This is a genomic window from Robinsoniella sp. KNHs210, from assembly GCF_000686105.1.
In the GTDB taxonomy this organism is placed as follows: domain Bacteria; phylum Bacillota; class Clostridia; order Lachnospirales; family Lachnospiraceae; genus Robinsoniella; species Robinsoniella peoriensis.
In genome coordinates this window covers 1856878-1870604 of the sequence record NZ_JMLZ01000002.1, presented here as the reverse complement: position 1 = coordinate 1870604, position 13727 = coordinate 1856878, and the positions used below count along the sequence as shown (strand labels likewise).

Genomic DNA, 13727 nt, shown 5'->3' with positions numbered 1-13727 from the left:
CCATGGAAAAGAAATGGTGGAAAAGCGGGATTGTATACCAATGTTATCCGAAAAGTTTTCAGGATTCCAATCATGATGGCATTGGGGATATACGGGGAATTATAGACAGGCTGGACTATCTGGAGGATCTTGGAGTGGATGTCCTGTGGATCTGTCCGGTATATAAGTCTCCTATGGATGACAATGGTTATGATATTTCTGATTATTATCACGTAGACGAAAGCTTTGGCACGGATGAGGATCTGGACCTTTTGATCACGGAGGCAGGAAAAAGAGGTATAAAGATATTAATGGATCTGGTCGTAAACCATACTTCTGATGAACATGTCTGGTTCCAGGAAGCATTGAAAGATCCCCAGAGTGAATATGCAGATTATTATGTCTTTAAAGAAGGGGCAGATGGGGGTCCCCCTAATAACTGGCGTTCCTATTTTGGCGGTTCCGCCTGGGAAAAAGCAGGAGATAACCGTTATTATTTACATGCATTCAGTAAAAAGCAGCCGGATCTGAACTGGGAGAACCCGAAACTGCGGGAAGAGATCTATAAAATGATCAATTACTGGCTGGATAAAGGCATTGGCGGATTTAGAATCGATGCCATATCCAATATTAAGAAAAATTTTGAAGCCAATAACTTTGAACCGGACGGAGAAGACGGACTTTGCTTTGTGGGAAAAGGCATCGCCAATCAGCCAGGGATAGAGGTATTCTTATCTGAATTAAAAGAAAGAACGTTTCAGCCCCACAACAGTATGACGGTAGCTGAAGCAAATGTCCCGGACTATCTGCTGGATCAGTTCATTGGTGACAATGGGTTCTTTTCCATGGTGTTTGATTTCAGTTATGCAGATATTGATATTCCACAGACCGGGGAATGGTATAAGCCTTCAAACTGGACACTGAAGGATTTAAAGCACAATATTTTCCACAGCCAGCTGGAAACACAGAAAAGAGGGTGGGGAGCCCTTTATCTGGAAAATCATGACCAGCCTCGTTCTGTTAATAAATATTTGCCACAGGGAGAGATAAATTATCATAGTATCACTATGCTGGCTTCGCTCTTTATGCTGCTTCGCGGAACACCCTTTATTTATCAGGGACAGGAAATCGGTATGTGCAATATTCCCATGGACAGCATGGATGACTATAATGATCCTGCAACAAAGGACCAGTATCAGCGTGCGGTGGAAGCAGGAATGTCACCGGAGCAGGCATTTAAACTGGCAGGCAAAAGAAGCCGCGATAACAGCAGAACACCAATGCAATGGAGTAATGAGAAAAATGCCGGTTTCTCCGATGCAGATAAAACCTGGCTCAAAGTAAATGAAAATTACCCCGAAGTAAATGTGGAGTGTGAGTTAAAAGATGATAAATCCGTTCTGAACTATTACAAAAAATTAATTCAGCTGAGAAAATCCGGAGAATATAAAGAAATTCTGACAGAAGGGGAATTCATTCCCGCTGATACAGAAGATGAAAATGTAATTGCCTATAGGAGAGTGACTGCAGAGGGTGAGATTTTAGCTATACATAATTATCAAAATAGAGAAGCCAAGATGGTACTGGAAGGCAGCTGGGAAAATATTCTGAGTAATTATGGAGATATGAAGCTGGAAGGAGACCGGGTTTTACTGAGGGCATATGAGGCATTAGCAGTTGGAAGAAAGTAGTCAGTGCTGCGCAGAAACTTTTTAAAATAGATGTTCCTCTCTAAGAAAATGGAATTATGTTTACATGCTGCTCTAAATGAAATATAATAGCACAAGAGTATGTTTTATAAAATGCTGCTGACTTCATGGGACTGTTTTGTAGTCCGGAGTTAAATTAGAAAGTTAATGGAGAGGAACAACAAAATGGAACAGACAGTTGTGAGAATAAAAAAAGGCGAAGGCCGCTTATTGAAATCCGGAGGAATGTGGATTTTTGATAATGAAATTGACCGGATTGAGGGAGATTTTATCAATGGGGATATCGTCTGTGTAGAAGATTTTGACGGATATTTTCTTGGACGTGGATTTTTGAATACCAGATCAAAAATTACAATCCGAATGATGTCCAGAAAGAAAGATACACAGATTGATGATGCATTTTTGGAGATGCGTGTGAGAGATGCCTGGGAGTATCGTAAGGCAACTGTGGATACATCAAGCTGCAGGCTCATTTTCGGAGAAGCAGATTTTTTTCCGGGACTCGTTGTGGATAAATTTGCGGATGTTCTTGTAGTGGAGTCACTGGCACTGGGCATTGACCGTTTAAAAGTAAAGATACTGGATTTGCTGAAGAAAGTTCTGAAAGAGGATGGCATAGATATTCGTGGTATTTATGAGAGAAGTGATGCAAAAGTGCGCCTTCAGGAAGGCCTTGAAAGAACGAAGGGCTTTCTTTCAGATCCTTTTGATACTAAGGTGGAGATTGTAGAAAATGGAGTAAAATATATCGTAGATGTGGAAGACGGACAGAAGACAGGATTTTTCCTGGATCAGAAGTATAACCGCCTTGCAATCCAAAAACTGTGTAAAGGCAAAAAAGTTCTGGATTGCTTTACCCATACCGGCTCCTTTGCGCTAAATGCGGGAGTGGCAGGAGCATCAGAGGTCCTGGGGGTAGACGCATCCGAACTTGCGGTGTTACAGGCAAAAGAAAATGCTGCTTTAAATGGTTTGGAAGAACGTGTCTGCTTCCTTTGTCAGGATGTATTCGAACTGCTTCCGGAACTTGAGAAAAACGGTGAAAAATTTGACGTTGTCATACTGGATCCGCCGGCATTTACAAAGTCCAGGAATTCTATTAAAAATGCGGTAAAAGGTTATCGGGAGATCAATCTCAGAGGAATGAAGCTGGTAAAAGACGGCGGCTACCTGGCTACCTGTTCCTGCTCCCATTTTATGGATCCGGAACTATTTGCCAAGACAATCCGTGAAGCGGCAGGCAATGTACATAAAAGGCTTCGGCAGGTGGAATACAGGACACAGGCAGCAGATCATCCGATACTCTGGGCAGCACAGGAATCATATTATCTGAAATTTTATATCTTTCAGGTTTGTGACGAAAAGTAGGGAATTGCTGTGAAGCCTGAATCATATAATTGCTGGGCAGTCTGAATTTATGTTGACATAGACTAAGTACTGCAATATAATAAATGAAGTGTAAAAGCACATTAAATTAGTCAGGAAAAGGAATGTTCTTATGATATGCATTTTAAGTAATGTAATGAGAAGAAGAGAAGGCTTTGGACAAAACAGAACGATGAAACGTTGTGCAAAGCCTGATAATAGATAAGCAGATGCTTGGTTTCATCGGAAATGGGCAAAAGTGTAGGATGCTATACTTCTTTTTTGTGTACCATTTTCCGGTGACAGATGCATGCGGCAAGAGGCTGTGGACGATGTTTTGTCTGCAGCCTTTTGTTTGGAAAAATATTTCCGGATAGAAGGCGGTCTCAGGCGGCCTTCTTTTTGTGGGCAAAAATATGAAAGAATGGAATTGCGGGCATAGTAAAGCACCGTGCAGGAGGAAGAAAAGATGGAACATCAATCAAATCAAGAAGAAAATATATTAGGAACAGGGTCTATCGGCAAGTTGATTGCGAAATTTGCAATCCCCAGTGTTGCGGCGATGCTGGTAAATGCCCTGTACAATATTGTAGATCAGATTTTTATAGGAAGAGGAGTTGGTTATCTGGGAAATGGAGCCGCAAATGTGGTTCTTCTCATAACGCTGGTGACCCTTGCACTATCGCTGCTCATTGGAGATGGAACAGCAGCGTACTTTAGCCTCCGTTTGGGAGCAGGCGAAAAAGAGGATGCAGCAAAGGGTGTGGGCAATGCGATTCTGTTGATTACATCCGTCAGTGTTCTGGCAATGGCTGTGGGTATGCTGTTTTTAGAGCCGATTCTCAGAGGATTTGGAGCAACGGATACGCTGATGCCTTATGCTAAGGATTATGGATACATCATAGTAATGGGGCTTCCTTTTATTATGGTCAGTACGTCTTTAAATTCGGTCATTCGCGCAGATGGGAGTCCCAAATATGCAATGGCGTCCATGATCATTGGGGCATTGGTTAACGGATGTCTGGATCCGGTATTTATTTTTGGCTTTGGATGGGGGATAAAAGGAGCTGCCTGGTCTACATTTATCGGTCAGATGATCTCATTTATCTTATCTGTCTGTTATCTGCGGAAGTTTCGCTGCATTAAAATTACAAAGGAAATTTTAAAATTACGGTTTCAGACGGTACGTGAAATATGCGGGCTAGGCATTTCAAGCTTTATAGACCAGCTGGCATTTTCCATGGTCATGGTTGTGAATAATAATTTAATTGTCCATTATGGTGCGGCAACGGTATATGGAAGCGAAATTCCCCTGACGGCGTATGGAATTTCCATGAAAGTTCAGGAAATTTTATTTACGGTGCTTCTGGGTATTGGAATAGGTATGCAGCCAATTGCAGGCTATAACTATGGTGCAAAAAATTATGCACGTGTAAAAAAGACATATCACATGGCAATTATAATCGGGACTGTCACATCGGTGGCAGCTACGGCACTGTTCGTATTTTTCCCGGAGCCCATAATTCAGTTATTTGGAAATACAGAGCATAAATTATATATGGAGTTTTCTAAGAAATTTTTCCAGACGTATTTCCTGTTCTATATTTTCTTTGGGTTTCAGACAATAACCGGTGTATTTTTCCAGGCGATTGGAAAACCGGCTCAGGCAGCGGCTATTTCCCTGTCATATCAGTTAGTGTTTAAAATATTGTCGGCAGTCCTTTTAACATCTGCAATCGGATTAGATGGCGTGCTGTGGTCCGGTCCAATTGCAGATCTGCTTACGTTTCTGATTTGTTTTACGCTTATAGCGATTCAAATGAAAAAGCTGGGTCAGCAAATAAGCACACAGACAGTTATGTAAGTGTAAATTGATGGATAAGATGGTCATGATTAGGTGAAAACCCACCTTCTTTAAGAAATTGGAAATAATTTGGATTTGAAATTAATATAGTATCAATGGTATTTTATATAAAATAATTGTATAATTATTTTAACAGAATAACATCAGGCGGCATCTTAATACAGTGAGTCTGTAATGCCTGATATAAAAGAGGAAGGAGGTACCGATTATGACCAAGATTGAGCATTTGAAAAAAATACTGGAAGAAAGCCGGTATACGGTAGCATTATGCGGATCAGGGATGATGGAAGAAGGAGGGTACACGGGTGTAAAAAAACCTTTGCGGGCATATGAGATTGAACAGAAGTATGATGCATCACCGGAAGAAATCTTCTCAAGTGCTTTTTACAGTACCAGACCGGAACAGTTTTTTGATTTTTATATTCATGAAATGTTGCAGAATCCGCCGGTAATTACAGAATCCGGTCCTGCGCTGGCAGCCATGGAACAGGCAGGAAAACTCCAGTGCATCATCACCGCAAATATCTACGAGCACAGCAGGCAGATGGGATGCAAAAATATCATCAACCTTCATGGGAGCATTTATCATAACCAATGTCCGCGCTGTAAAAAAGAGTACACCCTGGATTATATGTTAAATGCCAAAGGTATGCCGATCTGTGAGACTTGCAAGATTCCCATACGCCCCATGGTTTCCTTGTTTGGTGAAATGGTGGACAGTAGGCTGATGACGAAAACAACGGAGGAAATCGAAAAAGCAGACGTATTGCTTTTGCTGGGAACAACGCTTACATCTGAAGTATTTGTCAATTATATTAAATATTTTGAAGGCAGTAACCTTGTCATCATCCACGATCAGGAACACTATACAGATACAAAAGCAGATCTGGTAATCATTGAAGAACCAAGAAAAGTATTGCCTCTGTTAGGATATTAGTATGATGTAGTAAGCAGGGATAAGAACAGGCTTTGGCATATTTTGCTAAGGCCTTTTTATACGCTCTTGAAAGGTGGATAGAACGATGCTATACTATAGAAAGTTTAAGAAAAACCATACATAATCAGAAAACATAGGAGAGCTGCACATGAAAACTTCAGATTTTTATTTTGATTTACCTCAGGAATTAATTGCTCAGGATCCATTGGAAGACCGTTCCAGTTCCAGACTTTTAGTATTAGATAGAGAAACCGGCGAAATCCGCCATCAAATTTTCAAGGACATCGCTGCATACTTAAATCCCGGGGACTGTCTGGTAGTAAATGATACAAAAGTAATTCCGGCACGTCTTTTTGGGACGAAAGTGGGAACAGACGCAAAGATTGAGGTACTTTTACTCAAACGGAAAGAAAATAATATTTGGGAGACTTTAGTCAAACCGGGAAAAAAGGCAAAACCAGGTACAAAGATATCATTTGGCGAAGGATTATTAATGGGTGAAGTCATCGATGTGGTTGAAGAAGGCAATCGTTTGATTCAGTTTTCTTATGAAGGGGTCTTTGAAGAAATCCTGGATCAGTTGGGCCAGATGCCGCTTCCTCCGTATATTACACATCAATTGAAAGATAAAAACCGTTACCAGACAGTCTATGCAAAACATGACGGATCTGCAGCAGCCCCTACAGCAGGACTGCACTTTACACCGGAACTTTTGGAAGAGATACAAAGGAAAGGGATTAAAATAGCTCACGTTACACTTCATGTTGGACTTGGAACTTTCCGGCCTGTTAAAGTAGAAGATGTGACGGAACACCATATGCACTCCGAGTTCTACATTGTAGAAGAAGATCAGGCAAAATTGATCAATGATACAAAGAAAAACGGCGGGAAAGTTATCTCTGTTGGGACTACCAGCTGCCGAACTCTGGAATCAGCCACGGATGAAAATGGCATCTTAAAAGCGGGAAGCGGATGGACAGAGATTTTCATCTACCCAGGATATCAGTTTAAAATGATAGATCATCTGATCACGAATTTTCATTTGCCGGAATCCACTCTTTTGATGCTGGTTTCTGCACTTGCAGGGAAAGAGAATATTATGAATGCTTATGAGACGGCAGTGAAAGAAAGATATCGGTTTTTTTCTTTTGGGGATGCCATGTTTATAGTATGACCGCAGATATGATACAGATATGATACAGATATGACAGCCAAAGGCATTAAGAAAATATTCAATTATGGAGTTGCTTTTTAGTGGAAAAAAGTTGAAATATCAGTGATGTAGTTTAGATTGAATTCTTTCCAAATATCGGTTATAATCATTAATAATTATAAAATACAGACAACAGTTCATGGAAGACAAATACCCAGGAATACTTGTTAGATGATAAAGAGGAAGAAGGTGAAGTTTTGAGGTGGAATGTGGCAGCGGAATGTATTTCCGTAGTTTTTCTCGTTATCATCTGGTCTTATGCAAGAAAAGGGGATTTGATTCCATCCTTGAAGAATCGTTTATTTCAATGCTGCTTTTTGGCGACGTTTTGTGCTATGGTTTCGAATATATTATCTACGGCAGCGTTAGCATTTCCCCAGTATGTCCCATATCAGTTTTCCTGGGCAGTGACAATCATTTATTTTATTTCAACTCCATTAATGGGAATGGCTTATTTTTTCTATACTACAGCCACAGTATATGAAAATCACAAGGGCATTTCGAAAGTGATTGGTTGGTCAAGTATACCAGGCATATTATATCTGCTTCTGGCGATTGCTAACCTGCCGTGTAAATTACTGTTTAATATAATGCCGGACGGCACTTATACGCAGGGACCGCTTATAATTACCACCTATCTGGTATTCTACATATATTCCCTTGCGGCTATGGTTATTGTACTGATTAAGCATTCCTGGATAGAGAAAAAAATACGCCGGATATTGGCGATCTTTCCGTTTATAGCTATGATTGTTATTGTAATTCAGCAGTTATTTCCTAATATATTGCTGTCTGGATCTGCAGCAACCAGTGCTTTGCTGCTGATTTACCTTTATCTGCAAAATAAGCAGATATCTTTTGATTATCTCACGGATATACCAAACCGGCAGGAATTTTTGAAAATGCTGGAGCTGATGATCCGGAAGAATGAAAAAACATCGTTTACGATTATCGTATTGTCTCTGCGTGGTTTTAAGCAAATTAATGATACCTTTGGACAGCAGAGCGGTGATGCATTTTTAAAAGCAGTCAGCGCATATCTGCATACGATTATTGAAAAACAGTATTTGTTCCGGTTTAGCGGTGACGAATTCGCCATTTTGGAAAAAAACACAGAGAAGGAAAAGATTTATCACATCATCGATACCCTTAAGGAGAGAATGACTATTCCCTGGACGGTAAAAGAATATAGCTGTATAATCCAGTCTGCTATGGGAATTGTGAGTTATCCCCAAACGGCGGATAGTGTGGAAGGTCTGATTAATGGAATTGAATATGCAGTTTCTAAGGCAAAGCAGGACCGGACAAAGGCAGTCTGTTATTGTGGACAGGAAATGATGCGGGAATTAAGACGCAGAATCCAAATCGCTGAGATCCTGAAAGCAAAATTAGAAAACAATGATTTTGATGTGTACTATCAGCCAATAGTAGATACCAGAACCAATAAATTTGTCCTGGCGGAATCCCTCTTGCGAATTCCCAGCTCACCCATTGGTGCGGTTTATCCGGATGAGTTTATACCTATTGCAGAAGAGACAGGAATGATTATTGAGATGACCTATCAGATTCTGGCAAAAGTATGCCGTTATATAAATCGTTTGCTGGAACAGGGTATTGAACTGGATGGAATTCATGTGAATTTCTCAACAGTACAGTTTACCCAGATTGACCTGGCTGAAAAGGTTTTGAATATTATTGAAGAGCATCACACGCCATATTCAAAAATTAAGATTGAAATAACAGAAAGTGTTCTGGCTGAAAGTGCACAGTTAGTAATCGGATTTGCGGAGGAGATGCATAAGCATGGCGTAATGATGGGACTAGATGATTTTGGGACAGGATATTCAAATATTGTATCGGTCATGGAAACGCCTCTGGATGTAATTAAAATTGATAAAAGTCTGGTATGGTCTTCTATGACAGTACCGAAATCAGCAGGGATGCTGCGCAGTATGACAGGCATTTTTCACGACATGGATTTAAAGGTACTGGCGGAAGGCGTAGAGACGCCGGAGCAGGATCAGTTTATAAAAGAATCCGGTATTGACTATATTCAGGGCTTCTTATATGCACGACCTATGCCGGGAGATGACATGCTGAAATTATTACAGGCAGACAAATGAAGCAGTAAATGACAGGAGAGCAGGACAGTTGATGAATTTTAAAAGCTATGAGCATAAAGCTCAGTATTATGAAACAGATCAGATGGGGATTATCCATCATTCCAATTATATCCGCTGGTTTGAAGAAGCAAGAATTGACCTGATGGAACAGACGGGGCTTGGATATCAGGCAATGGAAGATGCGGGGATTATAAGCCCTGTACTATCTGTGAAATGCCAATACAGAACGATGGTACATTTTAACGACATCGTATTAATTGAGGCCAGGTTAAAAAAATATAATGGCATTAAAATGACACTGTCATACATAGTACGGGATAAAGAGACGAAAGAAATCCGCTGCAACGGAGAAAGTGAGCATTGCTTTCTTTCGAAAGAGGGAAAGCTTTTATCCTTGAAAAAAAGTAATCCTGTTTTTGATCAGATGTTTCGGGAGATCTTATGCAGGGATTGATAAAATTATAAGTAAGGGACAGCTTTTTGATACATATCATAAGTCCGGTATTTTTTATATTGTCTGTGAAGAAGCAGATTTTGGGGTTGGAAGATTTTCAACTGCAATAATGCTCATGGAAATATGGAAAATACCGGATTTTTGCAGTAATGAAATAGTCAAAATAGGTCGAAAACTTTAAAAATGACTGTGTTGAAGAGGTGCAATTTGAATAAGGAGGAATAATTTAATATAATTGTTAATATAATAACAGATTTTTTGCAAAATATTTAAAATAATATATAACTTGACACAATTTAAAGCGAGTGATAGAATAATTATATACAAAATACCGAAATGAAATGGGTGGTGATTTGAAAAATAAGTGATAATCACTAACAGAAAAGTATGAGTAAAAGGAAAATGGCACAGCGGGGTGTCTTTTTTTTAATACTTTTATAAGATTTGCAGGGTTAGTGGAAACTAAAAACGGATCAATTTAAAGGAGGTATTATTAATGGGTGATGTTGAACAATTAAGGCAGGAGAGAACCCGGATATTTCAGGATGTATTTGATAACAAGATTCCAAAACGTGTACCGATTAATGTAAGTCTGACGCTGGAAGTTGTTGCGGGATATGCGGGAGTGGATGGAAAAGAAGCAGCATGGCATCCGGAGATTCTGATGCAGGCTGCAGATGAATTGTGCCAGAAAGTGCCATCCGATATCTGTGTTTTCGGCGGTACGATCCGTATGCCGGATTCTTATCAGGCGCTTGAATCGAATAACTTTAAAATGAATAAAGCCGGGCTTATGCAGCATCCCAACACAGTAGGTCTATTGCCGGAAGAATATGATGATTTTATTGAGAATCCATTGGATTGTCTGATTGAGAAGATTCTACCCAGAAATTATAGTGCACTGGATTTTGAAAAAGACCCGGTCAGAGCGATGTTTGCATTAAATCAGGGGATGACCGCAAGAAATCAGTATATGATGAAAAATGGCGCCATTATCGGAGCTCTGACTCAGAAATACGGCTTTTACGCGGCAGATCCTGCAACGAAAGGCATGTGTTATGCACCGCTTGATATTCTGACTGACAATATGAGAAGCTTAAGCGGCATGTGTATGGATCTTCGCAGGAAACGTGATAAAATCGCAGCTGCGGTGGAAGCAGTATATCCGTTTAATTATATGGTCGGTATTCCTAAGAAGATCAGTAATTACGGACAGGTATTCTTCCCACTGCATCTGGCGACTTATATGAAAGAAAAAGATTTTGAAAAATTGTGGTGGGAACCATTCCTTCGCCAGGCAAATGACTATGCATCCCTTGGACTTCACATAAATGCATTTTGCGAGCATGATTGGATGCGTTACCTGGATTATCTCTATGAAATGCCTACCGATACATACCTGACATTCGAGATGGGTGATGCGAAGCTGGTAAAAGAAAAACTTGGTAAGAAGCATATACTTGCCGGTCTATTTCCTCTGGGAATGCTCAGAACGGCTACCAAACAGGAATGCATTGACTATACAAAAGAATTCCTGGATATCATGATGCCGGATGGTAAATTTATCTTCCAGTTTGACAAGGGAGCATTAACATATAACGATATTAACCTTGAGAATCTGATTGCTGTCTGCGAGACTGTACGGGATTATGGGGTATACAAAAATGCGGGTGAGACTGCAGGCATGCAGTTTAATAAAGAAGATTATACGCACTCAGAAGTGGCACCTCTTCAGAGTAAGTATTACAGAACCTGGGAGCAGTATCGGGAATTAAATCCGGAGACACCGGAAAGTGCCAGAGAAGTTGTTATGAATCTGGAAAACGATATTATAAAATATCTGTATTTCTTATGTGAATAAAATTGCGGGAATATAAAACAAACGAAATAAATATTGCGGATGGATAGGAGGATTTTTTATGGCTGATTTTGATAAATTGAAGGATGCAATGGGTGATCTGGAGGAAGATGATGTATTAGAGATGCTGGAGAAGGTAATGGAGGACGGCGGTTCTCAGGCTGGTGAGGCAATGAAAGCGTGCCAGGAAGGTATGAACATTGTTGGCGAACGCTTTGCAAGCCAGGAGTATTTTGTATCTGATCTGATTTTTTCCGGTGAGTTAATGACAGAAGCCATGGATATTATACGTCCTGCACTTTTGTCGCAGTCCAGTGAGAAAGTAGGGAAAATGATTTTATGTACCGTGGAAGGAGATCTCCACGACATCGGCAAAAATATTGTAAAAGCCATGTTGGAAGCAAGCGGCTTTGATGTTGTGGATATGGGGATTGATGTTCCGGCAGCAGAAATTGTAAAAAAAGCAAAAGAGGAAGGCATTCATATTATCGGACTGAGCGGTGTTCTTACACTGGCAATTGATTCTATGAAAGCCACAATCGAAGCATTTAAAGAGGCAGGATTGAGAGAAGATGTTAAGATCGTAATCGGCGGAGCACCGGTTACAGATAAAGTATGTGAACTGGTAGGTGCAGATGCCTGGGCAATTAATCCGGCAGATACAATTAGAACTTGTCGTGAATGGTCCGGCAGTGCAGCATAGGTGGTGAATATATGATAATTATCGGAGAAAAAATTAACGGTGCTATACCCTCTACTGCGAAAGCAATAGCAGCCAGGGATGAAGAATTTATACGTAATCTGGCAATCCGCCAAACGGAAGCAGGGGCCGATTTTCTGGATGTGTGTGCAGGCGGAGCTCCGGAGAAGGAGTTAGATGATCTGACCTGGCTCATGAAGATTGTTCAGGATACCGTAGATACCCCTCTTTGTATCGACAGTCCGAATCCTCAGATTCTTAAGGAAGTGATGCCTCTGGCTAAAAAGAGTGGGATTATTAACTCTGTTTCCGGAGAAGGAGATAAATGTGAAGTTATTTTCCCATTATTAAAGGATAATGATTGGGAAGTGGTTGCGTTAACCTGTGATAATAAAGGCATTCCGGCAGATGCGAAACGTAAGACGGAGATCGCATTCGAATTAATTGAAAAAGCGTCTGCTTATAACATCGCACCGGAACGTATCTATATTGATCCGCTGGTATTGGCGCTTTCCGCAGTAAATGACTCTATGTTAAATTTTATGGAAGCAATCCGAAATATTAAAGAAAAATATCCAACAGTAAAAATAACTTCAGGTTTATCCAATATATCCTATGGGATGCCTTACCGGAAAATAGTAAATCAGAATTTCCTTGCACTGGCATTATCTGCAGGAATGGATTCTGCAATTGTAGACCCGACAAACCGGGATACTTATGCAACGATTTTAGCTGCAGAAGCCCTGCTTAATCAGGATCGGTTCTGCCGGAAGTATAATAAAGCGTACCGGGCTGGGAGAATTGGACCAATAAAAGACAAGTAAGCAGAGAAGGAGGCGTTTCGAAAAGTTATGAAAACTACAATTATAGGTTGTAAAACCCTTCAGGATGAACTGGAAACCGCCCTCCAAAAAACCGGATTATCTTATCCGATCATCTGGGTTGAGTCGGGACTTCACAATACTCCGGATAGATTAAGAGCACGGTTACAGGAAATATTCAGTAAAATTACAGATGCCGAAAGAGTGCTTGTGGCGATGGGATTTTGCGGGAATTCCGTGCAGAACTTAAAAGCAGGAAACTTTGAAGTTATTATTCCAAGAGTAGATGACTGTATTACCCTTTTACTGGGATCGGTTCAGCGAAGAGAGGAGATAGCCAGACAAAAGGGAACATATTTTCTCAGCAAAGGATGGCTGAACGGAGAACAGAATATATGGGCAGAATATCAGTATGCCCAGAAGAAATACGGGGTAAGAAGGACAAAATCACTTTACAGAGAAATCTTAAAGCATTACAAAAGGCTTGGTATACTGGATACCGGATGCTATCCCATTGAGAAGCTGATGGAAGAAACAAAAGAAATAGCAGCTACACTTGAATTAGAACAGGAAAAACTGAGTGCATCTGTGGATTATCTGGTGAAATTATTGGAAGGCCCCTGGCCAGCAGGACAATTTCTTACAGTCGCCCCGAATGCAATTATTGAATATCGGGATTTGTGGTTGAAATAGGACTTGCGCCA

At 40.5% G+C, this 13727-nt stretch carries 11 protein-coding genes; all 11 read left to right on the top strand.

Annotation, left to right across the window (positions count from 1 at the left end):
* The first annotated feature begins 2 nt into the window (after positions 1 to 2).
* Positions 3 to 1670: an alpha-glucosidase gene (locus CD03_RS0115210; RefSeq protein WP_027294390.1), complete on the top strand. Its 1668-nt coding sequence runs from the start codon at positions 3 to 5 to the stop codon at positions 1668 to 1670.
* 183 nt (positions 1671 to 1853) lie between these two features.
* A complete protein-coding gene (locus CD03_RS0115205) occupies positions 1854 to 3056 on the top strand; it encodes a class I SAM-dependent rRNA methyltransferase (RefSeq protein WP_027294389.1) in 1203 nt (400 codons plus the stop codon).
* A 466-nt stretch (positions 3057 to 3522) separates the two neighbouring features.
* Complete coding sequence (locus CD03_RS0115200) at positions 3523 to 4917, top strand: MATE family efflux transporter (RefSeq protein WP_027294388.1); 1395 nt, start codon at positions 3523 to 3525, stop codon at positions 4915 to 4917.
* Between the two features lie 205 nt (positions 4918 to 5122).
* Positions 5123 to 5854: an SIR2 family NAD-dependent protein deacylase gene (locus CD03_RS0115195; protein WP_027294387.1), complete on the top strand. Its 732-nt coding sequence runs from the start codon at positions 5123 to 5125 to the stop codon at positions 5852 to 5854.
* A 148-nt stretch (positions 5855 to 6002) separates the two neighbouring features.
* Positions 6003 to 7028, top strand: a complete 1026-nt coding sequence (queA, locus tag CD03_RS0115190; RefSeq protein ID WP_027294386.1) for a tRNA preQ1(34) S-adenosylmethionine ribosyltransferase-isomerase QueA — start codon at positions 6003 to 6005, stop codon at positions 7026 to 7028.
* A gap of 203 nt (positions 7029 to 7231) precedes the next feature.
* Positions 7232 to 9190 (top strand): EAL domain-containing protein, encoded by a 1959-nt coding sequence (locus tag CD03_RS0115185; protein ID WP_242849098.1) that lies wholly within the window; start codon positions 7232 to 7234, stop codon positions 9188 to 9190.
* Between the two features lie 31 nt (positions 9191 to 9221).
* On the top strand, positions 9222 to 9644 hold the full coding sequence (locus CD03_RS0115180; RefSeq protein WP_027294384.1) for an acyl-CoA thioesterase: 423 nt from the start codon (positions 9222 to 9224) through the stop codon (positions 9642 to 9644).
* Positions 9645 to 10140: 496 nt separating this feature from the next.
* A complete protein-coding gene (locus tag CD03_RS0115175) occupies positions 10141 to 11505 on the top strand; it encodes a uroporphyrinogen decarboxylase (protein ID WP_027294383.1) in 1365 nt (454 codons plus the stop codon).
* A 58-nt stretch (positions 11506 to 11563) separates the two neighbouring features.
* Positions 11564 to 12205 carry a cobalamin B12-binding domain-containing protein gene (locus CD03_RS0115170; protein ID WP_027294382.1) on the top strand — a complete coding sequence of 214 codons (642 nt, stop codon included), beginning with the start codon at positions 11564 to 11566 and terminating at the stop codon, positions 12203 to 12205.
* 11 nt (positions 12206 to 12216) lie between these two features.
* Positions 12217 to 13026: a methyltetrahydrofolate cobalamin methyltransferase gene (locus CD03_RS0115165; RefSeq protein ID WP_027294381.1), complete on the top strand. Its 810-nt coding sequence runs from the start codon at positions 12217 to 12219 to the stop codon at positions 13024 to 13026.
* Between the two features lie 27 nt (positions 13027 to 13053).
* Positions 13054 to 13716 (top strand): DUF1638 domain-containing protein, encoded by a 663-nt coding sequence (locus tag CD03_RS0115160; RefSeq protein WP_027294380.1) that lies wholly within the window; start codon positions 13054 to 13056, stop codon positions 13714 to 13716.
* Positions 13717 to 13727: the final 11 nt, after the last annotated feature.

Coding starts and splice junctions, on each gene's coding strand:
- CD03_RS0115210 (WP_027294390.1), top strand. CDS start 3: ATGGAAAAGAAATGGTGGAAAAGCGGGATTGTATACCAATGTTATCCG.
- CD03_RS0115205 (WP_027294389.1), top strand. CDS start 1,854: ATGGAACAGACAGTTGTGAGAATAAAAAAAGGCGAAGGCCGCTTATTG.
- CD03_RS0115200 (WP_027294388.1), top strand. CDS start 3,523: ATGGAACATCAATCAAATCAAGAAGAAAATATATTAGGAACAGGGTCT.
- queA (WP_027294386.1), top strand. CDS start 6,003: ATGAAAACTTCAGATTTTTATTTTGATTTACCTCAGGAATTAATTGCT.
- CD03_RS0115180 (WP_027294384.1), top strand. CDS start 9,222: ATGAATTTTAAAAGCTATGAGCATAAAGCTCAGTATTATGAAACAGAT.
- CD03_RS0115175 (WP_027294383.1), top strand. CDS start 10,141: ATGGGTGATGTTGAACAATTAAGGCAGGAGAGAACCCGGATATTTCAG.
- CD03_RS0115170 (WP_027294382.1), top strand. CDS start 11,564: ATGGCTGATTTTGATAAATTGAAGGATGCAATGGGTGATCTGGAGGAA.
- CD03_RS0115165 (WP_027294381.1), top strand. CDS start 12,217: ATGATAATTATCGGAGAAAAAATTAACGGTGCTATACCCTCTACTGCG.
- CD03_RS0115160 (WP_027294380.1), top strand. CDS start 13,054: ATGAAAACTACAATTATAGGTTGTAAAACCCTTCAGGATGAACTGGAA.